The following is a 24,193-nucleotide window of genomic DNA, read 5'->3' on the forward strand; positions in this document are numbered from 1 at the left end:
AAGGACTAAAAAAATGAACGCACAGAATATGCAAGATGCTGCGATTGAAGCGCCAATTGAGCAAAGCAGAGGACTGCCATTGCTTCCTGATCCCATGCAGGTCTGGCAGATTTTCCGCCGCAATCTGAAGCTGTTTCTCGCTGTCGCCGGCGCTGTGCTTGCATTGGTAAGCCTCGCGTACTTCCTTCAGGAAAAGCGTTACACGGCCAATTCTGCCTTGCTCATTGCGCCTTCAGACTCCGTCATCCGCACGCCTGATCTTAATCAGCCCAATACCGCGTCCACCGATGACAAAGCGATCGACACGCAGATGCGTCTGATGCAGTCGCCTGAGATTGCTCAGCGAGCGGCGCGTGCCTATGCGGTCGACACGCTGTCACCCGACGGTGACGCATGGTCGGAAGACGAGATCGAAAGTCTCGCTGCGCGTATTTCGCGGACCTACACTGTCATCCGAGAAGGCGATACGCGCGTTCTCAACGTCCAAACGAACTCAACCGATCCGTCCTTCGCGGCGACGGTTGCAAACCTTGTGGCGCAAAGCTTCATCCAGTGGCAGCTCGAGGGCAAGCAAGCTGAAGCGAGCGGGGCCAATGCATTCTTGCGCGAGCGTCTTGCCGAGCTGGAGTCCGATGCCATTCGGACACAGGCTGCGGTCGATAATTTCAAGGTCGAGCGTGGTCTTTTGAGCGCGCAAGGTGCTACAATTGCCGAGCAGGAAGTTTCCACCATCAACCAGCAACTCGCGATGGCGAGAGCGGATCTTGCTGAGAAGCAAGGCCGATTGAGCGCGGCACGAGCGCAGCTGGCACGTGGCGGTGGCGGTGCAGATGTCGGAGCGGCGCTCGGCTCCGGGACAATCGGCACATTGCGCGCTCAGGAAGCCGACTCCAGTGCACGCCTGGCTGTGCTGACTGAGAAATATGGCGAGCTTCATCCGGAACGCCGCCAGGTCGAACGGCAGCTTGCCGATATCCGGTCGCAAATTCAGCAGGAAATCAACCGCGTTCTCTCCAGTCTGGAAGCAGAAGTGGTGACAGCACGTTCTCGCGTCGGTTCGCTCTCGGGAAGCCGAGGCGCTGCTACCGGTGCGCTCGCCGCCAATGGGCGCGCGCAGGCTGGACTGAACGAGCTTCAGCAGAAAGCCGATGCGGCGCGCACCATTTACGAGAACTTCCTCGCGCGTTCGAAAGAGACCGCAGCGCTGGAATTCGCGCAATTACCGGACATCAAGCTGGCCGAGCGCGCGACTGTGCCGCGTTCGCCCTCTTCACCGAATACGCTTCTGTTTATCCTGATGGGTCTGGTTGGCTCACTTGCTGCAAGTGTCGGTGCAATCGGCGTTGCTGAATATGTGCGTACAGGCATTGCAACCAAGCGTGACGTGCAGGCCAAGCTTGGCGTGCGTTATGCTGGCGCCGTGCCTACGCTTGAATCCACGATCGATGGCCCTGCAGTGGAATCGCCGCAGGATTACGTGGTCAATCACCCGCAGTCGCTATTCACGGAAGCCTTCCGGTCGATCCGCGCGTTTTTGTTGCTCAGTGCAAAATCTGAGCCGCGCGCGATTGCTGTTGTTTCTGCATTGCCGCAGGAAGGCAAGTCGACCACGGCGGTCTGCCTGGGACGAGTATCTGCAATGGAAGGACTGCCGACGATCCTGGTGGACACCGACTTGCGGCGTTGCGGCACTAGCCAGTTGATCGGCATTCCCGAAGACAAGCCTGACCTCTACGATTACTTCGCGGAAGAAGCGACGCTCGATGAGGTGATCGTCATTGACAAGGAATCGGGTATGCACGTCCTTGGGGTGAAAGCGCCTCAGTCGAGCCCGGTGAATCCTCTCATCGAACGCAATATCGAGCGAATGCTGACTGATCTCAAAGCGCGTTATGAAGTGATCATCATCGACACCGCTCCGATCCTCGGCGTTGCTGAATCGCGTTTGCTGGCGCGTATGTCGGACCGCGTTCTGGCGCTGTGTGAGTGGCGCAAAACCAGCGCCAATGCGATCCAGGCAGTTATCGAGATTTTACGCAATACTAACGCGACCGTGTCAGGGGTCGCGCTAACACAAGTTGATATTCGCAAATATGCCAGTACCGGTGACGGAGACGTCTACGGTTACACTAAGAAATTTAGGGGGTATTATGTTGACTAAGGGAACGCGGCTGAGCCGCAAGTGTGCCCTGTCTCTCGGAGCGAGCGCTGGTGCAGCGCTCGCTTCTGTTTCTGCTGTGCCTGCAATGGCGCAGGACGATGTGCAAAACCAGTCGGTGCTGGAACGCGATCGTCCCGAATATGAAGGCGATGGCTTGCGCGTCGGCAGCCTGATTGTTCGTCCTGAGCTCAACACCACGGTTTCGTTTAACGACAACATCCTTGCTGACGACACGGATACGATTTCTGACACAATATTCCGTGTGCGTCCCGAAGTCCTCGTACGGCTCGATCAGCCAGTGATTGATCTGCGTTTGCGAGCCGGTGCGGATTTTGAGCGTTTTGCAGACAATACGTCTGAAAATACTGATGCCTATTTCACGACCCTGCGCGGAATTCTCGGTCGTGGTCGTCCAACGCAGGCGCAATTCCGTGTCACATATCGCGCCGACAATGAAAGCCGTCGAGCGCTTGACGCGGCAAACAGCCTTGCGACCCGTTTGGGACGCGACAGCATTGAGGCTTTTGCAGAGGTTCGTCAGGATCTCGGCGATCTCGACCTTCTTGTAAGCGGCCGTGTCCGCGATCTGAGCTATGGCAGCGCCCGCAATGATGTTGGTGATCTCGTGGACTTCTCGTTCCGTGATCAGACCATTTATCAAGGCACGATTGGCAGCGAGTATGCTATTTCGCCGAATGATTTGCTGATCGCTCGTGCGACCTATGACAAGCGTGACCTTGACGTCCGTCCCGGCGATCCGCTGTTCCCGATTAACGGGTTCGATCAGAGTTCAGAGGGTTATCGCCTGGAGGTGGGCTATGGCCGTCAGGTGAGCGAGCTTCTCTATCTGCGCGTCTTCGTCGGGTATCTTGAGCAGAATTTCGATGACAACCGTGTCGAAGACATTTCCGGTTTGTCGCTGAACTCCGATGTCTTCTGGAACGTCACTCCGCTCACGTCCGTGCGCGTGGCGGCATCGCGCTCCATCGATGAAGTGGTTGCGCCTGATCTCGCTGGTAATTTGCGCTCGCAGATTTCCGGTCAGGTTGATCACGAGTTGAAGCGCAACTTCATCATTTCAGGCGGCGTGCGCTATGCCGATATCAGCCCGCGCGGCATCGGTGTCTCCAGCGACGAGTTCGAAGCAAACATTACCGGACGCTTGCTGGTCAATCGCCAGATCACCGTGACCGGCGGCTTCAGCCATTTCCAGCGCAACTCTTCAAACGCGAACCAGCGCTTTGACGAGAACGTCTTCACTGTCGGGCTACGTTTCCGCATCTGACGTAAGACAAATGCGCGCTTGATGCCGGAGTAGTACCGACAAGCAATGCGAAAGACATCGAAAAGGGCGCAGCACTCGATTGGGGTTCTGCGCCCTTTCTCTTGGACACACCTTTTATGGCGCGGGTCTTTTCCTCAGGCGTGGAAAGAATTTGATAAGACTTTCAGGGTTAGTCTGGTTGCATGGCCAATGCGACTAACCCTGATCGAGAACATCTGCGGACTGCTCATGTTGAAGCGAGCTTCTTCGTTCCTGCTTCGTCGAAATCGAGCTCCATCGGCTGGGATATCGCGCAATCACCGGATGATAGATACTCGGTGGCTGCGCGTGCATCCATCATTTTGGGTAGCTGCGTCGCGTTCTGGCTCTCATTGGGCCTGTTAATATCTTGACGCCTATTGCGTCGTTTTAATACAACTCTGTTTTTCAGGGACTTATGGGCGGTAGTTGAGTTGCAAGAATCGAGTTAACGGTTTACTAACATTGCAACGCAGCAAAATGGGGCTGCGATGCAAAAGACGAGGCAACCGTGTCCACCACTGCAATTCTTCATCCGACGCCAATTGCGTCTCTGAATGTGGAGAATGGCGCGCAGGATCCCGATTCTGCTCAGTGGCTTGATCGTGGTCTCGCACTATTCCTCATCATCTTTCTGGCGCCGCTGCTGATCGCGACTGCGATTGCGATTGTGGCAACAAGCCGCGGCAAAGTCTTCTTCCGTCAGGCCCGGATCGGTCGGGGCGGTCAGGAATTCCAGTGCTACAAGTTTCGTACCATGGAAGTGGATGCAGAACGCCGCTTGGAAGTCCTGCTCCAGAATGATGCTGAAGCTCGCCGTGAGTGGGCGGAAGACCAGAAGCTGCGCAACGACCCGCGGATCACCAGCATCGGCACGTTCTTGCGCAAGAGCTCGATCGACGAGCTGCCGCAACTGTTCAATGTGCTCAAGGGCGATATGCGCCTGGTTGGACCGCGTCCTATCGTCCAAAGCGAGCGTCAGAAATACGGCCGCTATTTCCGCGAATACTGCTCAGTCCGTCCTGGCATTACTGGCCTTTGGCAAGTGAGCGGACGCAATGACGTCTCCTATCGTCGCCGCGTCGCTTACGATGTGCTGTATAGCAAGCATCGCTCTTTCCTGGTGGATCTGGGTATACTGTTCGCGACAATCCCGTGCGTGCTGTTCCGTCGCGGCTCTTACTGAGCGGGCGTCACTGCAATCAGTTCAGCAAATAGCAGCAGCCCAAGGCTCGTCACATGCGCGCGATAATCGGCGCACGTACGGAAGCCACGGACTTATCCGTGCGAATTTACCACTTTGTTCCGGTAGCTAGTGCTAGCTGAACCAGATCACTGCTTGGTAGACAATTGCAGCCCACATGAGACCACTCAGTGCCATTGCTTTTGCTAAAGCTGTGACCGGTAGTTGAACACCAATCATTACGACTTCCTCTGCGCCCGCGTTATTTTCTTGCGTTTTTTGCCCCGAAGGGAGGTCCCCTCTAGCGAATATTTCAGTTTGGTTAAAGCCCGCATCTGTGGGGGGCACAAATTTTGTCGTTTCAGGCGACCCGTTCGTCGTTTTCATTATTGGCTTGCTCCAGCAGCTCGTAGGCCTGAGACAAGCGTTGGCGAAAACGATCAATTCCGTATTCCTGCTTAGCGCGGGAAGCAGCAGCCCGTCCGATACTCTCTCTTTCGGCCCCTGCATTCAATGCATTCAGCAAGGCTTTGGCGTATCCATCCGGTGTTACATCACCAAGATAAGCCGTTGAATTATCGAGAACCTGTGTGTGACTGAGAATATCGGTTGCGACGATAGGGACGCCGCTCGCCATGTAGGCGTAAACCTTCATTGGCGTGTTGATGCCTTTGATCCGCGGTGAACACAAAATATCGGCCTGAGCGAGATAATGCATCAAATCGGACAAAGGTCTGGGCCCCAGAAACCGAACATCATTGGCCAGTCCAAGCGACTTCGCTTGCGATGAATAGGCGTTAATACTTTCCTCATTCCCGCCAATAATCGCCATATCGGGTCTCTGATCCGAAGACAGTTGCGCCAGCGAATCGAGCAAGAGGTCGATGCCCTGATAGTGATCAAGGTTTCCGACATAGAGCGCCAGCGGTCTGGTCTCGCTTTCACGGATCGACGGAACATGCGCGCCCGCAAGATCGCTTGCAGCCATGTCCGGTGCGATGTCGGGCAGAACCTGCACAGCCTTTGCGCCCCATCCGCGCGCGCGATCGGCAATCGCTTCACATACAGGCAAGACGAGATCAGCACTGCGAACCGCGCGCCTCTCGAATGCTTCCATGGCAGTGCCCAAGAAGCGGAGCTTCGAGAACTTCTCGATCAGCTGATCGCTAAGCACTGAGTCCATATCGTAGACCAGGCGAGGGCCTTTGCCCCGGCAGAGCGGCAATGCGAGGAAGACGGATTCTTCGACCGCATGGATCACATCATATCGCTTCTCGCGAACCATCTTGACCATGGCTGCACCAATCGCGCCGTCGACCATCAGCTTGGCAGGCGAGAACCCGATCGGAAGTGACTTGATGAAAGATGCCTTGCTCGCCCGGTGTATCGTCACACCGGGCATTTCGACATCCTCGCCCAGATGCGTGGTCAGCAGATCGACTTCATGCCCCATCGCACCGAGGCTCTCAGCCAGATAGCGCACAGCGATCGGCGTGCCGCGTTCGATAAAAAATGGCTGCGGGGCAACGAGGAGGATACGCATCCTAGCGCCCCCCTTTTGCAAGCCGCAAGCGCAGCTGTTCGCCGACGCTGGCGCGCGCGCTCTTGCGCTGTCCGTATGGTGTCAGCGGCACGGTCCGGTTACGCAGCATGGCGATGATGTCCTGCGCGCCGATCGGTGCCGAGTTCGCCTGCAAGGTGGAGCCGAACGCGCCCACGCTATCGCTTGAACCAGCCATCGGCAGATTGTCACTTCCGCGAAGCACACGTTCGCCGGCGAACATCGGTTCGTGCCACAGGGCAGGCCGATTGGTAATGTCTCCGAGCAGGATCTGATGAGACAGCCGCGCAAAGAGCTCGTGTGCCAAGCGTCTGCGCTCGCCGAGCCACTTGCCAAAGCCCCATGGCAGGCACACAGCAGCGCCTCTATCGAGACCTGCCGCAATTACGCGATCAGCAGGAGCACCTTCGAGCGATTGATCGCGCGATCCGATATGAAGCACTTCAAGACCTTCAGCGCTCACGACCTGCCGTCCGGCAATGAAGTGCAAGCCAGTCGCTTCGTCCCTTAGGCCGAGTTCTCCCCATCTCTGATTGGTGCGTTCAAGCTCGGCAAAGCGATCGACACCGGCGGATTCGACGATCAGGCAAACATGCAAATGGCCGGGTGCAGCGCGTTCGAAGTTTGCGGCAATCCGATCCCACGGCATATCGCGTTGCAAATGGACGTGTCCGTCCATCGCAATATCCTGCGTTGAAGTCATGTCGCTTGAGATGTCAGGCTGGGAAGCCACTGCTCGGTGTCACTTCACCTGCTTGATCGGCAGGACATTCTGACCGGAATCAGGCGTGTCTGGTGTATCCGGTTCATCGCTGGCAGCCTCGCTATCTTCGCTAACTGTCTCGGCGTCTTCCTCGACACGGGAAACCGAGCGTACGTGATAGGTCGAGAATTTGCGCGCTCTTGTGAACATGACGATTTCTGCAATCAGTCCGACAACAGCGATCTGCAGACCCAGTACGATCGACAGCACCACCAGCAGCAGCATCGGGCGGTCACCCATTGGCACAGAATAGAATGTGCGTTCGACTACCATGTAGATGCCGAGCAAGACGCCCGCTGCGATAAAGGTTGCCCCGATCGATCCGAAGAAACGGAACGGCTTCTGCATGAAGCGCATCAGGAAGCCCATCGAGATGAGGTCGAGCAAGGCACCGAGATAGTCGGTGGGCGCGTGATAGCGGAATTTCCGGTCCATCTCCGACTGCGGCAACATCAGCAATTTGACGCTGTATCCGGCGCGCTCTGCAATGAGCGGCAAGAAACGGTGCTGTTCGTCCTGCAGATTCAGCTCTGGCAGGATGTTCGCGCGCAGCAGGCGCACCGCACAGCCCGGATCGCGATAGGGGGAACCGGCAAGCGAGGCGCAGCGGTCAAAGAACCAGCCGCGCAAGCGGTTCATAGGCGTGTCTTCGCTGCGGTCGCGCGCTGCGGTGACAACGTCCGCGCCGCTTTCATCCTCGAACAATTTTCCGATATGGCCGGGTTCAAGCTGGAAATAGGCTGGCAAGATGAGGATTTGCTCGCCACGAGCCCGTCGCGCGCCTTGCATCAGGCAAGCCGCTTCACCGAAGCGTGAAGGCATACGCAGCACGAGATCAGGCTGTTTGTCCTTGTCGACTTCAGCCAGGCTCTCTTCAAACGCAGGCTGAGCTCCGTCGACCACAAAGATGATCTCTTGGCTCTCGACGTGATCCTTGACCGCATCGCGATACGCCTCAAGCAAGCGGGGCACATCGTCAAAGCGCCCGCAAACCGGGATGATCACGGAAACATCTATAGGCATATTGGCATCAACCATTGTTGGTGTGGTCCATCATTTGTTGGTCCATCATTTGCTCGAGCGTTTCGCGATTGCTTGACGGCAGGCCTGCAGCGAGCCGTGCATATCGCGCAACGCTGGGTTCAATCTGTGCGAACAAGGCGCCCAGCAATCCCCATGCGAGAATAAAGATGGAAAAGGAGAAGAAGACGAAAGCCACCGCTGCTTCGATCACCGACACATAGCCATTGGTGAAATAGCCGACCAGCAGCATGACGATTGCAGGGATCAAGCCGAACAGCAGCGGCAGCTGGATCCAGCGCAGCGGATGGCGCGCATAGCTGAGCAAAGCGCGGATCGAGATGATGTCGAAGAACACTTTCTGGATACGCGAGAAGCCGTATTTGGAGACACCGAACTGGCGCGCACGGTGATTGACTTCGATCTCTGCGAGCTTGGCGCCTGCAAGACTGCAAAGCGCAGGAATGAAGCGATGCATCTCGCCATAAAGCGGGATGCCTTTGATAAGCGGCGCTTTGTACGCTTTCAAAGAGCAGCCGCTATCCTGTACTTGCACGCCGAGGATTTTGCCCATCATGCGGTTGGCAATTTTCGAGATGACAACGCGCGCACCGCCATCCTGGCGTTTCTTGCGCCACCCCACAGCGATGTCGTGCCCGTCTTCAATCAAAGCCAGCAGTCGCGGGATGTCCTTCGGATCATTTTGCAGGTCGCCGTCCATTGTGACCACAACTTCCCCGCTTGCGAGCTCAACGCCGGCCGCCATTGCCGCGGTCTGACCGAAATTGCCATCGAGCTCGACGACTTTGACCATGGGCATTTCCAGCATCATGCGGCGCGCCTCGGACAAAGTCGCATCGCTGCTGCCATCATCGACCAGCACTACCTCGATGCCCGGCAAGTCCGCGCAATGCGCCGCGATGTCGCGGCACAGCAGCTCGACATTGTCTTCCTCATTATAAAGAGGAACAACGATCGATACGGACTTGATCACGGTCTGGCATGCCCCCCAAAGTCGTTATGCGGTGGTGAACGCCCGTCCCAAGTCGTGACAAAGCGTTTTATTAAATCAATTTCTCAAGAGTTTTACCGTAAGTCCGGCTAGGAATCGACTCGATAGTAGTGATGGAAATGCAGGCGAACCAGTTTGAGACAGAGGCGGATCGACCGCTTAACAACGGCGCCGGGCTGAGCCTGAGCCGTGCCGGCTGGCTAGCGCTGGGGCTGGTGGTGATTGCTGCCGTCTTGCGTCTCGTAGGCCTGTCCTCGCGAGAGATCCATCCCGACGAATGGTATCATGTGCTGGCAGGTGCAAGCTGGGCAGAAGGCGAAGGCCTCACCTTCATTCGCGGCATTTACGACCGCGCCTGGCCGTTCACGATTTCAACCGCCTGGGCGCATTCGTGGCTTGGCCTCGACGGTTTTATCGCCGCGCGTTTCCCCGCGCTGGTCGCCGGTGTCGTGTGCGTTTGGCTTATATATATACTCGGCAAGCGGACCGCGTCGCCTGCTGTCGGCTTGATCGCTGCTGCCTTGCTCACCGTCGACAATATGGCGATTGAATGGAGCCAGATTTCGCGCTTCTACACCATGCAGACGGCGTGTATCCTTGGCATTGCATGTATCTTTGCTGGACCAAGCTTCGGAGCGCCGCGAGCGAATCTTATCCGCACAGCCATTGCAGCGGTAGCGGCGTTAGCGCTCGCTGTGCTGGCATTGCTACTGCAAGTCATCTCCATTCTCGGGATCGCGGGTCTTATCCTCTTCCTGTTCACTCGCACGCCTTATTTCTCGCTTGAGTTTGCCCGCACGTCTTCGCCTGAGCGCACGCTTGTTGGGACAGCACTGGTTATCGGCGCCGTAATTGGTCTGGCGGGCGCTTCGATGATGTGGCCGGAACTGCGCGCAACACAGGCCTGGTCGGCGCAGGATGCCAACAATTTCCTTTACTACGATGACTATCTTCGCGCGATGTATGGCGTGCTGTGGCCGCTCACCCCGCTTGCTGTGCTCATTGGCCTATCGCATTCACGCAAGGCTGTGTTGCTCGCTCTCAGCGTTATTGTTCCCGTCCTCCTGGTGCAGTCGATCGGCGGAATGAAGGCCCCGCGTTATATCATGCAGTGCGTGCCGTTCATCATTCTGCTGTGGGCCGTTGGCCTCAGAAGCGGTTTCCTGTGGCTCGCCGGCATGATTCGCGACAGAGTGCCGTTTGGCAATGCAGGGCCGGGCCATTGGGTCTCGAACGGCGCGGCGCTGGCCGTGCTGGCATTCGCGCTGGCTGGAAATTTGTCCTTCCGCGAGTCTGCAAAATGGGCAATACGCGATGGCAGCGCGACCCTCGCTGGCAAACCGATATTCTCCGGTGAGCCGCTAGACCCTGCTATGCAAGCCGCATCGCAAGAGGCTGCCACAAAGCTGCGCATTGGCGAGAGTGTCTTGATTGCAAGTGACCCTTGGATCCAGGCCTATTACGGACAAGCCGGACAGTTCATGCTGATCAATCCGCTGAATGACGATGACCAGCCGCTCAATTACGAGCGCAAAACCGGTCAGGTGCGGATTGGCAATGCAGAAGAACTGGCGATAGCGCTCGATTGCTTGCCTTCGGCTGACATTCTTTTGCAGTCGAAGAAGGCCGGGACGTTCTATTTGCCACCGGAGACCATGGCTGTGATCGAAACAAGGGCAAAGCCTGTGGCAATGGATCACAGCGCATTGCGGCTTTACCAATGGGATCGTCCAGTGGATCAAACCGATACAGACTGCACAATTGTAGAAGCTGAACTCGCTAAACAAAGCTAGGCAAACAACAGCTTAAACATAAAGTCAGGGTCAGATCATTGCCAGATACCGTTACAGCATCTGAGGCATATGCGCTGCGCTTTTCCGGCGATGCCGGTGCCTATCTGCTCGATGTGCAGGAACTTTCGCTTGCCGCTATCCTCAATGCAGAGCCGCGCTTGCCTGCCGGAGCTTCTTTCCTCGACCACGCTGGCACACACGGACAGGTCGCGCCGTTGCTGCAGCAATATGGATTTGCGAGAACGGTGAGCGCCTCTTCTATGAATCTGGTTGACCGCGCGAACACAGCGGATCCGAAGATCGTTGGTCCGCTTCATAAGCTCGACATGGCAAGCAAAGTCTTTGACGGCGTGATTTGCGTGCGCTTGCTGGCCCATACCGACGATATTGATGCAGCTGTGGCAGAGATGTGCCGCCTTGCGCGTCAAACTGTGATTGTCGATTATCCGAGCCAGCGTAGCATCAACCTGTTTTCGCGCTGGCTGTTCAAATACAAAAAGCACATCGAGCGCGACACGCGTGAATTCACCAGTGTTTCGGACCGCAGACTGATCAAGGCTTTCGAACGAAACGGATTTCGCTTGAATGTGATCGAACGGCAGTTTTTTATACCCATGGCAATTCATCGAGCTGTTGGTAGCAACAGGCTAATGAAAGGGATCGAAGCACTGGCTCGAGGGTTGGGACTGACAAGATTGATGGGCAACCCGGCGGTCGCCCGATTTGACCGAATTGATAGCGAGTAGACTATGCGCATTGGCGTAACGGGTGGCACAGGCTTCACTGGCGGGGCCTTAGTGCGACAGCTTTTGCAAGATGGATATGACGTCGTGTGCTTGGCGCGTGATGCCGCGCGTTTGCCTGAAGAAGCTCGCGCCAATGCGATCGTCGGTACAACCGATCAGGCGGGGATAGCGGAGCGCTTTGTCGAAGGCGTCGACTCTGTGATCCATGTCGCGGCCATGTTTCGCGATGTCGGCACGACGGACGAATTTGAGCGCATCAATGTCGGCATGACCAAGACTTTGCTCGATGCGGCAGAGAAAGCGGGCGTGAAGCGCTTCGTTTATATCTCCACCATGGGCGTGCATGGCAGCGTGCCTTATGTGCCGGCGGATGAGAACGCACCATTCTCGCCGCAGGATGATTATCAGCGTACCAAGCTGAAAGCGGAAAAGATGTGCCGTGCGCGCGGTGAAGAGGGCAATATCGAAGTCGCGATCGTCAGGCCCTGTGCGATCTATGGCCCGGGCGATCTGCGCATGCTCAAGATGTTCAAAATGATCCGCTCAGGCACGTTTTTCATCGCTGGGAAGTTCGATGCGTACTTCCATCCCGTCTTCATTGATGACCTTGTTCAAGGCATCACGCTCGCAGCAACAAAGCCGGAAGCCAAAGGCGAAACCTTTGTGATTGGCTCTGCCAAGTATCACAAATTGCGCGATTATGTGAACACAGCGGCTGATGTGCTGGGTGCGAAACATCCATGGATCAACCTGCCATGGCAGCCGATGATGGCGCTTGCCTGGGTGTCGGAAAAGCTCGGGCTGATTTTCCGGTTCAATCCGCCGCTCTATCGCCGCCGGCTCAAATTCTTCAAGCATGACCGCGCCTTCGACATCTCCAAGGCGCGCCGCGTTCTGGGTTATCAGCCGCAAGTCGATATCGAAGAGGGTTTTCGCCGCACGATCGATTGGTATCGCGAGGAAAATTTACTTCCTCCGCGCTAGGGTGGCCCGCTCTGCGACACTGTGGACAAGCACCTTTCGCAAACCTCTGATTTGCTTAGATAGGATCGCATGAGCGAGAGAAAGAAATCTGCCTGGACTGGCATTGCGCGTGTGCTCACGCCGTCTTTTGTCGTGTCGCTCTATTACTTCCTGAAATTCAAAGCGAAAATCAGCCCCAAGGCTGAGGTTGAAATGTCGCCGAAACTGCATTTGGGCAATGATTGCCATGTCGGCAGCTTTGCCAAAATCAAGGCTACCGATGGCGTGCTCAAGATCGGCAATCGCGGACGCATTGCTGTCGGTGCTTTTATTGATGGCGGCAAAGGCACGACGATTGGCGATAATTTCATCGCCGGACCGCATGTTCACATTGTCGCAGCCAATTACAGCTATTCCAAAAAGGGTGTGCATCTGGAGGACATGGATGTGATCTCCAAGGGAATCACCATTGGCGATCATGTGTGGCTTGGCGCCGGTGTGACAGTCACGGACGGCGCTGAGATCGGCGACAACACCATCGTTGTTGCGAACTCGCTTGTGACGCGAAAATTTCCCGCTGACGTTGTCTTGCAAGGCAACCCGGCAAAGATCATTGCTCGCCGCTAAGGGGCGGTCCGGGCACGAACGGAGGCAGAAGTGGCCAGCGTAAAAGAAATCGTTCTTGGTGCGATCAAGGACATCAACGAAGATCTCGATATGGAGCAGTTCGCAAATCCGACGGACGAAACTCCGCTTTACGGCGATGAAAGCGAGCTGGACTCGCTTTCGCTGGTGATGCTCGTGGGTGAAACCGAAGCGCGCATCAATGACGAGTTTGACAAGGCTATCGTGATCGCGAGCGAAAAAGCCATGTCGATGCGCAACAGCCCGTTTCGTAGTATTGGCGCTCTCGTCGAATTCATTGAAGGGGAGCTCGCCGAAGCATGAGCGGCGTCATGATCGTAACCGGCAGCCGCAAAGGCATTGGCCGCGGTATTGTCGAGCATTATCTCGCAAAGGGATGGAAAGTCGCGGGCTGCTCTCGCGGGGCGTGGGAAGATGCGCCAGAGGGCTATCGCCACTTTGAGGTCGATGTGGCTGACGAGAAAGCGGTTGTCCGCATGGTCAGCGCGGTGCGGCGCGAGTTCGGACAGATCGATGCGCTCATCAACAATGCCGGTATTGCGTCGATGAACCATGCGTTCCTCACGCCGCTTGCAAAAATGGAGCAGATTTTCGCGACCAACACTTTCGGCACATTCCTGTTCTGCCGCGAAGTCGGCAAAGTGATGATGCAGAAGAAGAGCGGACGGATCGTCAATTTCGCAACTGTTGCAACGCCTCTAAGGCTCGAAGGCGAAGCGGCCTATGCGGCCTCCAAGGCGGCTGTGGAATCGCTGACGCAAGTGCTCGCGATGGAGCTCGGCCAGTCTGGCATCACTGTAAATGCGGTCGGGCCGACGCCGGTCGACACAGACCTCATCAAGTCAGTGCCGAAGGACAAGATGGATGCGCTTGTCGCGCGGCAAGCCATTCATCGTAAAGGCACGATCGAAGACGTCATCAATATCTGCGATTTCTTCATCAAGCCGGAAAGCGACTTTGTGACCGGCCAGGTCGTCTATATGGGCGGAGTGTGCTGATCCATGTCGGGCCTCAGGGGCCTATTGAAGCGGTTTAAACGATATGCAGACCGCCCGGCGCTGATCGAAGCGGATGGGCGGGTCGTCACTTTTACAGAGCTGGTTGAGAGCGTCGACGCCGTGCGCGAGCGCTTGGCCGAGGCGGGCGTTGCAGCGGGCGATGTGATCGCGCTCAAAGCTGACTATGACAGTGCGTCCATCGCCAATCTTTTGGCCGCTTTAGGGCATGGGGCCATCGTGGCGTTGCTACCAGTAGCCAGCGAAGCGGATACGGAATTGCTGGAGCTTTGCCAGGCTAGTCACTTGGTGGAAGGCGAGCAGATCGCGGCTCTTCAAGGCACTAAAGGCGAACCCCATCCGCAGCTCGAAACCCTGCGGCAGACGAGCACGCCCGGCCTTGTCATCTTCACTTCCGGGACATCCGGCAAACCCAAAGCGGTGCTGCATGACGCGGAGCGCTTCCTCGCGCGTTTCGAGGATGCCAGCAAAGCGCACACCACCATCGGCTTCCTGCTGTTCGACCATATCGCAGGGCTCGACACGGCCTGTTACACGCTCGCAGCGGGAGGCACTCTGGTGGCTTTGAAGGATCGCCGCGCCACGACCGTGCGCGAGGCCATTGCTTCGACATCGGCTGAAGTTCTGCCTGCATCCCCCTCGTTCCTAAGGCTTTTGTGCCTGGATGAAGACGCTGCGAGCGATCTCCAGTCGCTGCGCACTATCACTTACGGTTCAGAGCCTATGGACGAAGCAACTCTAGAGCGGCTGGAAGCCATGTTGCCAGATGCCAAGCTCATCCAGAAATTCGGTACATCAGAATTCGGCGTGGTTCCTGCGCGTACCAAGCCTGATGACAAGCGCTTTATCGAACTGGATGAACGCAAAGTCGGCATCCGCATCGAAGACGGCATGCTCCATGTTCGCGCGCCGACCGCGATGATCGGCTATCTCGGTGAAGAGACGCCGTCGGTCGTAGACGGCTGGATCGCAACCGGCGACAGCGTCGAGCAAGACGGTCAATGGATCCGCATCATCGGCCGCCAATCCGAGCTCATCAATGTGGGCGGCGAGAAAGTCTATCCCGCTGAAATCGAAGACGTGATCCGCGAGCTGGATGAAGTGCGCGAAGTGATCGTGCGCGGCGATCCGCACCCGCTGCTCGGCAAGGTGATCGCTGCACGCATCCGGACAGTCGAAGGCGCCGACACCGCCGCTGTGCGCAAGGCTGTGCGCAAACATTGCAGCGCGCGTCTTGCCCGCTACAAAGTCCCTGTGACTATCGAGCTGACGCAAGACGCGCTGACCGGCGAGCGGCAAAAGCTGCTGCGTCGTAGCTAGCGCGCGAGAGAGCCATGAAGCTCGCGTCGCTCATCGCACCCTTCAAGAATGCGACAATCGGCTCTGCGCTGATTTTTGCAGCGAGCGGCGCAGCTTTCGCGCTGGCCAATATCCTGCTGGCAAGAGGGCTGGAGGTCGAAGCCTATGCGCGCTTTGCGCTGGCGATTGCGGTCTACAACGTCGCGGCTTTGGTTGCGCCGCTGGGCATGGATCAGCTGAGCATCAGGCGCACCATGCGCTACACGCTGCGGATGATCTTCGCGCAGATCTTTGCGGGCAGCTTCGTAGGCTTCGTCTTCGCTTTGGGCGCGAGTTTCTATGTCGACATGAGCCCTAATGCAGCGCATGCGCTCGCCGTTTCGATCCTGCTGGGCGGCGTCATGGTTGGCGCCACCTCGGAGCTGCGGCGGCGCGGGAGCACATTCTTCGCGCTGGTCATATACGTCTTGCCGAACTTGGGCTTGCTGCTGATCGCGGGGCTCGCGCAAGTCTGGTCGAACTTGAGCCTTGCCAATGTCCTGTGGCTTTATGCAGGCGGGACCGGCATCGCGATGGTGCTTGCGCTCGTCAAAGCAGCCAGCGGCGAAGGTCTCGCCAAAGGCGCTTCAGGCTATCGTTTCGCTGAGGCCTTGCCGCTGCTGGGCCTGGCCGCGCTCGGCACGCTAACGCTGCAGATGGAGCGGCTCATCCTGCCCGCGCTGATCGACCTTGGCAGCCTTGCGACGTTCAGCCTGCTCTCTTCGCTCGCCATTTTCCCGTTTCGCCTGATAAGCTCAGGCATGGGCTTTGCGTTGACCCCGCAATTGAGCGACCGCGAGAAGCTAGCGAGCAATTATGCGCGGGTGCGCCTTGAGATGGTGGCGCTTGCGGGGCTTATGATTGCAGGTTCAGGCGTGCTCGTATTCCTTGTCCCTTACCTCATGCCGTGGCTGACTGATGGTCGCTATGAAGCCAGCCATTGGTTGGTACTTGCGGCCTGTTGCAGCGGCTTGGTCATGATCGGCCAAGCACTGGCGCGCGCTATCATCACAGCGCTCGGCTCTGTCAGCATGCTCCACGCCTTGAACTTCGCAGGCTGGGGCGGACTTCTCGCTTCGCTGATCGCCGCTTGGTTGGGGTCAGCCTATGGTCTGATCGGTGTGATCCTTAGCGTCGCTGCTGCGCAAGCATTTGTCACGATCCCGGTGCTCAGCATGGCGTGGCGCAGCTTTGCCCGGCAAGCGAAGGCGGCATGAACCTTCCTGCTTCCGCCCTGGTCCGCGATACGGCCCGATTGAAGAATGAGAGCTTCGACGTACTGGTTGTGGGCGGCGGAATTGACGGCGCTTATTGCGTCCTCGATGCAGCATCGCGCGGCCTCAAGGCGGCGCTGATTGAAAGCCATGACTTTGCCTGCGCGACTAGCGCAAACTCGGCCAAAGTCGCGCATAGCGGGGTGCGCTATTTGCAGCATGGCGACCTCAAACGATTGAAGAAATCTGCCAAGGAACGTGCTGCTCTGTTTGCGAACGCGCCGCATATCATGAAGCATGTGCCAGTGCTGATGCCGGTACGCGGGCACGGCATAAAGGGCCGCGAGACGGTGCGCATTTATACCGCAATCTATGACTGGCTGAGCCGCGAATGGCGTCGTTCGGAAGATCCGGAATTGGCGGTTCCGTCTTCGAAGATGTTGTCGCGCGAAGAGGCACTGGCAGCCTGTCCGTTGATCGCGCCTGAGAAGCTAACCGGAGGCGCGGTCTGGCCGGAAGGTCTGGTCACGAACACAGAGCGGCTGGTGATCGGCGTGCTGCGCGCCGCTGCGGAAAAAGGCGCAGTCATCGCGAACCGTGTCGCAGCCGAGGAACTGTTCAAAGCGCCTGACGGCGCAGTGCAAGGCGTGTTCGCGCGTGACCAATTGAGCGACGAGGCTCTGACGATACAGGCCTCGATAGTGATTGATGCGACCGGGCCGCTCACCGGATGGTCAGGCGCGAAAACGCGCGTTCCACTGGCGCGCGCATTCGGCCTTGTGACGAAATCTTTGTGCGAAGGGCATGTGCTCTCTTTTCCTGTTCCGCCAACCTATCACGATACGGATGCGCTGGTTGACCGCGGGGAAAGCCTTCAATTTGCCGTCCCGTGGCGTGGCAAGTCGATCCTCGGGACGATGCATTTGCCGCTCAATGGGCCAGCCGACAAATCCAGCATCACGCAAGACGAAGTCGACCGCTACATTGATGCAGTCAACCGCGCTTTGCCCGATGCGAAGCTCAAGCGCGGCGATGTCTACCGCGTGTTCTGGGGCGTTTTACCTTCTGCGAGCGAAGGCTCGCCTAACCCGGAAAAGCAAGGCCGCGTGCTCGATCATGGTACGCTAGACGGGCTGCGCGGCTTGTTCGGTATTGCAGGAGTGAAGCTTACAGAAGCGCGTGCTTTGGCAGAAGAGGCGCTCGATGCAGTGTGCGAACAGCTTGGCAAAGAAACGCCAGCGGAAACAGCTCACATGCCGATTTGGGGCGGGGGGATCGCGCAGCTCGAAGATTTCAGGCGCGAGGCGGAGCGTGTGATGGATGCTCTGCCACGCGCAGCACGTACGCGCCTCATGCAGCATTACGGAACGGGCTTTTCGGAGGTGATTCGCCATGCAGGCAAGCTCGGCCCGCTCGACTTCATTGCCGGTACGCATGTCCTCAAAGGCGAAGTCTCCTACGCTATGCAATACGAACAGGCGTTGTCCTTGGCGGACATCGTCCTGCGCCGGACTGATCTCGGCAGCGCGTCCTTGCCGCCTGCGTCCGCTTTGGATGCGATTGCGCGGCTTATGGCTGCAGAGCTCGGCTGGGATGAAACGCGGATCGCGAGCGAAATCGCTGCGGTGGAAGCGCGCGCCAATTACGGAACGTTTCCCGCTGCCGACGCGCTACGGTCGGGCTAGTTAGCCTCCGCGAAGCGCTTCAAGCGGGGTTGCACGATATCCGTGCACTGTCATCCGAATACGTTCGCCTGGTTCAAGCGGCTGCCAGCTGCCGGCCCATTGCTTGGCCCAGCCATGCCTGTCAGCGGCGTAAAGCGAGATAATCGGACGCATCGCGCTGCGCGGGAAAGCGGGGCTTTCTTCATTAAAGCCGTGCACTTTCTCACCATCGACAAACACATCGATCAAGCCAAGGTCGGCATGGCGGCGCAATGCCACGCGCATCCGCCGACCGGAATGGTCTCCGGCAAGGCGAAACTCTTCAGACTGGCGAATGCCTTCCGGAGCGCCGTGGATCGTAATCTGGAGATGACGCTTGCCGACAATCTGAACAGCGATCGATTCTTCGGTCCGGTCATTATAGAGCATGATTGGTGTCGCGATCAGACCAGGGCGCATATCGGGAACCGTGAAGTCGACCTGATACATGCCTTGCGTCCATTCCGGATGGCCCTTTTGCGCTTTGAGCTCTGGTGCGCCGCTGGCGTTCAGGACAAAGTGCGTGTCGCCGCCAAAGGCCTGACGCACGCGGCCATACTTCCATGGAATGGTGGAGTCGCCATTCGCCCACTCGCTGGCGTGCCACATACCGTTCCAGTTCCATGGTTTCATGTCGGACAGATAAATCCGGGGCAAACGCAGTTCCGTGTTGGGCTCTGGCAGTGGTTGCGAAATACGCTCGCCGGTTACAGTGACTTGCGATTGCGCAGCTGTCTCGCCGGTTTCTGGCACTGTGCCAGCTTCATCTGCGGCCATCTGCGGGTTATCTCGACTTATCTCAGGGGTATCTCCCGCTGTCTCGGCGCCTTCGACAGCGTCTTGTCCGCTAACCGGAGCGGCGGCCACGAGCAGCACGAATGCCATCGTCACGGCGATGGAAAGACTTGATTTTGCTGAAAAAGCTGGCGAGTTCATGCGATAAGCCTCAATCGGAGTTGATCAGGCTTTTGCTCTATCACGAATGAGCGAGCGCTGAACCGGCCTTGCGGCCAAGTGTCTCGAAGCGGTGCAACTTATGTCAGCGGATTAACGCTGTTTTGGGTTATAAACCATTGAAATACATGGGTTGTATGGCTGGCGCTATTGTTGCTCAAAGCGGTAGCCATGCACTGTCATGACCAGCTGTTCACCCTCCGCAAATCCTTCCCACGGTCCGGTCCAAGGTTCCGCCCAGCTGACATTGTCGCCGACCCACATGGAGATTACGGGACGCATCTCTCCGGTCGGGAAAGCATTGGTATTGTTATAGAAAGTGTACACGACCTGCCCGTTGACCAGCATATCGATCTCGCCGCGCTCCAGGTCGGTTGCAATGCCCAGCTTCATCCGCTGGCCGGAAAAATTTCCTTCGATCTGGTGCTCTTTGGTGCGATGCTCGCCAGAGCGATAGGAGTGGATCGTAAGCTGCAGAAACTTGTCGCCTACAAACTCGAAATCAACCTCGTCGCGCGTGTGATCATGCCATAGCCACAGAGGCGCAACGACCATGCCGCTACGCAATTCCGGCAAGGTAACATCGACCTCGTAGAACGCCTTTGTCGAATAAGGGTGCCCGTTTTGAGCCTTGAGTTCAGGCGCGCCATTCTCATCGAAGATAAAATGGGTGTCACCATTTTCGTCTTGAATTACATGATCATATCGAAACGGGAGGGAAGACCACGCATTGTCCCAATTGGATGCGTGCCACTTCCCATACCAATTGTAGAGCCGCATATCCGACAGATCGAGCGGCGCCAGATCGCTCTCTGCCATGGTCCCGCCGTCACTTCCGGTCGACCCAGATCCGCTGCTCCCGCTGGTGCCCGTACTAGAGCCGCTGGTTCCGCCGTTCTCAGGTAGTGTTTTACTTGGTCCAGGACCTTTGCGCGACACTCCACCTTTCCCAAGCGGCTGCTGCGAAGGATGCTCGATTACATTGCCATCGGGCGTGATCGAGATCGAGCGCGGTCCCGCAGTTAACGGATGGATGGACGCGCTCGTCAGAGCGCATAAGGCGAGGATGGATGAGACACGTGAAGCCACGATCAATTCCTTTCTCGAAGCTGAGAAAATCGTAAGCATTGCGTGACTCGCTAACCTTTACCGCAAACGACCGAGCATGGTTAATCCCGGTGCATGTAAGGCAGGTTAGACGTCACCCGGCTTATCGCAAGCACTACTGAACGCGAGTCCCGCTTCAGTACGGCCTTGTGCAGTCAGACTGTGGACCGTTTATAACTCTGAAATTCAATGAAAAACTGGACTGCTTAACGGGGTTATGTGCCGAAGAAGGCCCTGATTGCGCCGCGTTTGGCCGGTTTGGTCTCGCCAATGGCTTCGAAAAGGTAGTTAGCCAGCTGCACCGCCTGGTTGCGATCCAGCAAGATCGCACGCTCGCGCATTTCCCGTTCGCTGCTGCCATTACGATGCATGGTTTGCAGATGCAGGACGACACGCTGTCCCAGATCGTCCGCGCGCCAACCCACCAAAGCCCCTGTATCGAGCTTATCCATTCCTTGCCCCTTCTCCGATCAGACTGGCGAATGCTTCTGGTCCAGCAGCACTCCCTGTGTGGTCGTTTGTCATCCCAAGCGGTGACGCTATCGTTTTTGCCTAACGAGTTAACAAATTCAAGCTAACTCCGCCGGAAGGTCAGTTGCGCTTTGCAATCTCTTCTCGACATGGCATGTTCAAAGTCGTCTCTTGCCGAGCTTGAGACTACATCCAATGATTCCATCGACCAGACTTTAGGACACCCATGCTCGATACTTCCAATCGCTTTGCTTACAATGAAGATCACGAGGCTTTCCGCGACACTGTGCGCAAAGTGCTCGCAGAACATATGGTCCCATATCTGGACCAGCATGAGGAAGAGGGCATTGTCCCGCGCGAAGCGTGGAAGGCAGTTGGTGAAGCGGGCATGTTGTGCCCGACGGTCGCGGAGGAGAATGGCGGTCTAGGTCTCGATTTCGGCTTTAACTGCGTCGTCAATGAAGAGCTTTGCTATATCGGGACGTCGGCAGGCTTTGGGCTGCAGAGTGACATTACCGCGAACTATTTCGAACGCTTGGGAACGCCAGAGCAGCGTGAGAAATATCTGCCGGGCATGGTCTCAGGCGACATTATCACAGCCATTGCCATGACTGAGCCGGGGGCAGGCAGCGATTTGCAAGGCGTCCGAACCACTGCAATCGAAGACGGCAACCATTTGGTCCTCAACGGTTCTAAAACCTACATCACCAACGGTCAGAATGCAGATGTTGTTATTGTCGTTGCAAAGACCGATCCCAGCCAGGGAGCGAAGGGTACTTCGCTCGTGCTAGTTGAAGCGGGTACGCCCGGATTTGAAAAGGGCCGCAATCTCGACAAGATCGGGCAGCATTCTGCCGACACGTCCGAACTGTTCTTCAGCGATTGCCGCGTTCCCAAGACCAACATCCTTGGCGGGGAAGGGCGCGGCTTTGTCCACCTGATGGAAGAGCTGCCGCAGGAGCGCTTGTCGATTGCGGTGAGCGCGCAAGCGGGCGCGCAGCGAGCCTTTGATGAAGCGGTCAATTTCACGAAAGATCGCAAGGCCTTTGGTCGGACCGTGTTTGAATTTCAGAATACGAAATTCACATTGGCTGATTTGAAGGCCAAGCTGCAGGTCGGCTGGGCGCATCTGGACTGGGCAATCAAGCGTCATCTGGATGGCAAGCTTACGACCGACGAAGCGAGTGCTGCTAAGCTGTGGCACACCGATCTGCAGTGGGAAATCTGCGATGCGGCGCTGCAGCTGCATGGCGGCGCGGGCTATATGAACGAATACATGATCGCTCGCCTCTGGCGCGATGCCCGCGTAACCCGCATCTTTGGCGGCACGAACGAGATCATGAAGGAAGTGATCAGCCGCGCAATCTAAGGGAGACAGCTTGAATGATCGATCCGCTTGATTTCACCGGAAAACGTGTCCTCGTCATCGGAGGATCAAGCGGGATCGGCAACGGTATTGCGCAAGGCTTCGGCGCGCGGGGAGCTGATGTTCACGTCACAGGTACTCGCCCTGACGAAGGCGACTATCTGGAGGCGGAAGACAGCGACTTCAGGGGCCTCACCTACCACCAGCTCGATGTTAGCGAAAGGGATCGCGTTGACTCCCTTGCCGAGAAGATTGGCGCGTTCGACGTGCTTATCCTGTGCCAAGGCATTGTGCGTTATAACCGCGAGGAATTCGAAGCGGAAGGCTGGGACAAGGTAGTCCAGGTCAATCTGACTTCGCTGATGGATTGTGCGCGTGCTTTTCGCGCAGGCCTAGCCGAGCGGGGTGGGTCGATTACCATCGTTAGTTCCACTGGCGGATTCCATGGCATGATCGGAAATCCAGCTTACGGCGCGAGCAAGGCGGGCGCGGTAAGTCTCGTCAAATCGCTTGCGCAAGCCTGGGCGAAGGACGGGCTGAGGGTCAACGGGATCGCGCCTGGCTTTGTGCCGACCAAGATGACAAGGGTCACGACAGAGAATGAGAACCGCCGCGAAGGCGCGATTGCTCGCATCCCATTAGGCCGCATGGGCAGGCCCGAGGATATGGCAGGAGCTGCTCTTTTTCTCGCGTCTCCACTGGCGAGCTATATCACGGGCCAGTCATTGATCGTTGATGGCGGGCTATCGCTCTAGCCGTAAATCTGGAGACCAATCATGCAGTTCACCCGCCTTGGGCCGTCAGGTCTTACAGTCTCACGACTTTGCCTTGGATGCATGAGCTATGGTGATACGTCCAAGGGCTGGCACGGGGACTGGCTGCTCGACGAAGAGGCCTCTGCGCAATTCTTCCGCCGCTCACTGGAAGCGGGGATCAATTTCTTCGACACAGCCAATGGTTATGCTGGCGGGACTTCTGAAGAGATTACCGGCAAGCATTTGCGTGCTATGGCTAAGCGTGACGAGATCGTCGTAGCCACCAAAGCCTATCTGCCATGGCGAGGCGCGCCGAACACGTCGGGTCTTTCGCGAAAGTCACTGATGCAGGCAATCGATGACAGCCTGACCCGTCTGGGGATGGACTATGTGGATTTGTATCAGATCCACCGATGGGATGATGCGACACCCATCGAAGAAACCATGGAAGCGCTGCATGATATCGTGAAGGCAGGCAAAGCTCGCTATATCGGCGCTTCGTCCATGTATGCCTGGCAATTCGCGAAGGCACAGGAAACCGCGCGTATGAACGGCTGGACGCGATTCATCTCCATGCAAAACCAGCTCAATCTCCTCTATCGTGAGGAAGAGCGCGAGATGCTGCCGCTGTGTGCGGATCAGGGCGTCGGTGTGATCCCGTGGAGCCCGCTTGCGCGAGGCCGTCTGACCCGTCCGGTGGGTGAATCAACTGTCCGAAGCGAAACGGACGGCTTCGGCAAAGTTATCTATGACGACGAGAATGCAGTCGATCATTCAATCATCGCAAGGGTCGGCGAGATCGCGAAAGCACGCGGCGCAAAGATGGCGAGCGTGGCGTTGGCTTGGCAGTTTACCAAGCCGCAAGTGGCCTCGCCCATCATTGGGGCTACCAAACCGCACCATATCGACGATGCTGTTGCGGCGCTTGATATTGCGCTCACAGCGGAAGAAATCGAAGCGCTTGAAGCGCCGTATAGACCCAAGGTACCCACGGGCATGGGAATGAGCCTGCCTCCCATGGATCAGGTTACAGTCCTTCCTGATTGAAAGTCCTCAATTGCGCGATGGTCAATCGGATTCCACGAATTGCCAAGAATTGAGGCATAAGAGGGATTGATC

Annotated in this window: 23 protein-coding genes; 15 read left to right on the plus strand and 8 right to left on the minus strand. The window is 57.1% G+C overall.

The window, feature by feature from the left end:
- The first annotated feature begins 13 nt into the window (after nucleotides 1–13).
- From HUO12_RS00380 to HUO12_RS00390, 3 genes are all read left to right on the plus strand, one after another.
- Nucleotides 14–2,161 (plus strand): GumC family protein, encoded by a 2,148-nt coding sequence (locus HUO12_RS00380; RefSeq protein WP_176271721.1) that lies wholly within the window; start codon nucleotides 14–16, stop codon nucleotides 2,159–2,161.
- The gene (locus HUO12_RS00385; protein WP_176271722.1) at nucleotides 2,151–3,446 is read left to right on the plus strand and encodes an outer membrane beta-barrel protein; all 1,296 of its coding nucleotides are present in this window, start codon (nucleotides 2,151–2,153) and stop codon (nucleotides 3,444–3,446) included. Before HUO12_RS00380 ends, HUO12_RS00385 begins: the two co-directional genes overlap by 11 nt.
- 529 nt (nucleotides 3,447–3,975) lie before the next feature.
- A complete protein-coding gene (locus HUO12_RS00390) occupies nucleotides 3,976–4,650 on the plus strand; it encodes a sugar transferase (RefSeq protein ID WP_332310351.1) in 675 nt (224 codons plus the stop codon).
- 132 nt (nucleotides 4,651–4,782) lie between these two features.
- On the opposite strand, the gene HUO12_RS00395 is transcribed toward HUO12_RS00390, so the two are convergent.
- Genes HUO12_RS00395 through HUO12_RS00415 form a run of 5 tightly spaced genes read right to left on the minus strand, consistent with a single transcriptional unit; the run spans nucleotide 4,783 to nucleotide 8,985 of the window.
- Nucleotides 4,783–5,034, minus strand: a complete 252-nt coding sequence (locus HUO12_RS00395) for a hypothetical protein (protein ID WP_176271723.1) — start codon at nucleotides 5,032–5,034, stop codon at nucleotides 4,783–4,785.
- A complete protein-coding gene (locus HUO12_RS00400; RefSeq protein ID WP_176271724.1) occupies nucleotides 5,009–6,190 on the minus strand; it encodes a glycosyltransferase family 4 protein in 1,182 nt (393 codons plus the stop codon). The genes HUO12_RS00395 and HUO12_RS00400 overlap by 26 nt, the downstream gene beginning before the upstream one ends.
- Before the next feature lies 1 nt (nucleotide 6,191).
- The gene (locus HUO12_RS00405; RefSeq protein WP_176271725.1) at nucleotides 6,192–6,911 is read right to left on the minus strand and encodes a hypothetical protein; all 720 of its coding nucleotides are present in this window, start codon (nucleotides 6,909–6,911) and stop codon (nucleotides 6,192–6,194) included.
- A 39-nt stretch (nucleotides 6,912–6,950) separates the two neighbouring features.
- Entirely contained in the window at nucleotides 6,951–8,009 is a 1,059-nt protein-coding gene (locus tag HUO12_RS00410; protein ID WP_176271726.1) for a glycosyltransferase, read from the minus strand.
- Nucleotides 8,002–8,985 carry a glycosyltransferase family 2 protein gene (locus HUO12_RS00415; protein WP_332310352.1) on the minus strand — a complete coding sequence of 328 codons (984 nt, stop codon included), beginning with the start codon at nucleotides 8,983–8,985 and terminating at the stop codon, nucleotides 8,002–8,004. Before HUO12_RS00415 ends, HUO12_RS00410 begins: the two co-directional genes overlap by 8 nt.
- Nucleotides 8,986–9,113: 128 nt before the next feature.
- Between HUO12_RS00415 and HUO12_RS00420 the strand changes: the two genes are divergently transcribed.
- The 9 genes from HUO12_RS00420 (at nucleotide 9,114) to HUO12_RS00460 (ending at nucleotide 18,403) form a co-directional block, all read left to right on the plus strand.
- Nucleotides 9,114–10,796 (plus strand): glycosyltransferase family 39 protein, encoded by a 1,683-nt coding sequence (locus tag HUO12_RS00420; protein WP_176271727.1) that lies wholly within the window; start codon nucleotides 9,114–9,116, stop codon nucleotides 10,794–10,796.
- Between the two features lie 38 nt (nucleotides 10,797–10,834).
- Nucleotides 10,835–11,542, plus strand: a complete 708-nt coding sequence (locus HUO12_RS00425) for a methyltransferase domain-containing protein (RefSeq protein WP_176271728.1) — start codon at nucleotides 10,835–10,837, stop codon at nucleotides 11,540–11,542.
- Between the two features lie 3 nt (nucleotides 11,543–11,545).
- Complete coding sequence (locus HUO12_RS00430; RefSeq protein ID WP_176271729.1) at nucleotides 11,546–12,526, plus strand: NAD-dependent epimerase/dehydratase family protein; 981 nt, start codon at nucleotides 11,546–11,548, stop codon at nucleotides 12,524–12,526.
- 69 nt (nucleotides 12,527–12,595) lie between these two features.
- Entirely contained in the window at nucleotides 12,596–13,132 is a 537-nt protein-coding gene (locus tag HUO12_RS00435; protein WP_176271730.1) for an acyltransferase, read from the plus strand.
- Between the two features lie 30 nt (nucleotides 13,133–13,162).
- On the plus strand, nucleotides 13,163–13,453 hold the full coding sequence (locus HUO12_RS00440; protein WP_176271731.1) for a hypothetical protein: 291 nt from the start codon (nucleotides 13,163–13,165) through the stop codon (nucleotides 13,451–13,453).
- Nucleotides 13,450–14,148 (plus strand): SDR family NAD(P)-dependent oxidoreductase, encoded by a 699-nt coding sequence (locus tag HUO12_RS00445; RefSeq protein ID WP_176271732.1) that lies wholly within the window; start codon nucleotides 13,450–13,452, stop codon nucleotides 14,146–14,148. Before HUO12_RS00440 ends, HUO12_RS00445 begins: the two co-directional genes overlap by 4 nt.
- A gap of 3 nt (nucleotides 14,149–14,151) precedes the next feature.
- Entirely contained in the window at nucleotides 14,152–15,486 is a 1,335-nt protein-coding gene (locus tag HUO12_RS00450) for a class I adenylate-forming enzyme family protein (protein ID WP_176271733.1), read from the plus strand.
- Between the two features lie 14 nt (nucleotides 15,487–15,500).
- On the plus strand, nucleotides 15,501–16,721 hold the full coding sequence (locus tag HUO12_RS00455; protein ID WP_176271734.1) for a polysaccharide biosynthesis protein: 1,221 nt from the start codon (nucleotides 15,501–15,503) through the stop codon (nucleotides 16,719–16,721).
- Entirely contained in the window at nucleotides 16,718–18,403 is a 1,686-nt protein-coding gene (locus tag HUO12_RS00460; protein WP_176271735.1) for a glycerol-3-phosphate dehydrogenase/oxidase, read from the plus strand. The genes HUO12_RS00455 and HUO12_RS00460 overlap by 4 nt, the downstream gene beginning before the upstream one ends.
- Here HUO12_RS00460 and HUO12_RS00465 read toward each other — a convergent pair whose 3' ends face one another.
- The 3 genes from HUO12_RS00465 to HUO12_RS00475 all read right to left on the minus strand — a co-directional run bounded on the left by HUO12_RS00465 (nucleotide 18,404) and on the right by HUO12_RS00475 (nucleotide 20,934).
- The gene (locus HUO12_RS00465) at nucleotides 18,404–19,357 is read right to left on the minus strand and encodes a hypothetical protein (protein ID WP_176271736.1); all 954 of its coding nucleotides are present in this window, start codon (nucleotides 19,355–19,357) and stop codon (nucleotides 18,404–18,406) included.
- A gap of 165 nt (nucleotides 19,358–19,522) precedes the next feature.
- Complete coding sequence (locus HUO12_RS00470; RefSeq protein WP_176271737.1) at nucleotides 19,523–20,464, minus strand: family 16 glycosylhydrolase; 942 nt, start codon at nucleotides 20,462–20,464, stop codon at nucleotides 19,523–19,525.
- A gap of 233 nt (nucleotides 20,465–20,697) precedes the next feature.
- Entirely contained in the window at nucleotides 20,698–20,934 is a 237-nt protein-coding gene (locus HUO12_RS00475; protein WP_176271738.1) for a hypothetical protein, read from the minus strand.
- Between the two features lie 245 nt (nucleotides 20,935–21,179).
- Between HUO12_RS00475 and HUO12_RS00480 the strand changes: the two genes are divergently transcribed.
- The 3 genes from HUO12_RS00480 to HUO12_RS00490 are packed head-to-tail and all read left to right on the plus strand — an operon-like array spanning nucleotide 21,180 to nucleotide 24,121.
- Nucleotides 21,180–22,322 carry an acyl-CoA dehydrogenase family protein gene (locus tag HUO12_RS00480; protein ID WP_176271739.1) on the plus strand — a complete coding sequence of 381 codons (1,143 nt, stop codon included), beginning with the start codon at nucleotides 21,180–21,182 and terminating at the stop codon, nucleotides 22,320–22,322.
- Between the two features lie 14 nt (nucleotides 22,323–22,336).
- The gene (locus tag HUO12_RS00485; protein WP_176271740.1) at nucleotides 22,337–23,074 is read left to right on the plus strand and encodes an SDR family NAD(P)-dependent oxidoreductase; all 738 of its coding nucleotides are present in this window, start codon (nucleotides 22,337–22,339) and stop codon (nucleotides 23,072–23,074) included.
- Between the two features lie 21 nt (nucleotides 23,075–23,095).
- Nucleotides 23,096–24,121 carry an aldo/keto reductase gene (locus HUO12_RS00490; RefSeq protein WP_176271741.1) on the plus strand — a complete coding sequence of 342 codons (1,026 nt, stop codon included), beginning with the start codon at nucleotides 23,096–23,098 and terminating at the stop codon, nucleotides 24,119–24,121.
- Nucleotides 24,122–24,193 lie beyond the last annotated feature (72 nt).

This window comes from Altererythrobacter lutimaris (genome assembly GCF_013371495.1).
GTDB lineage: Bacteria > Pseudomonadota > Alphaproteobacteria > Sphingomonadales > Sphingomonadaceae > Erythrobacter > Erythrobacter lutimaris_A.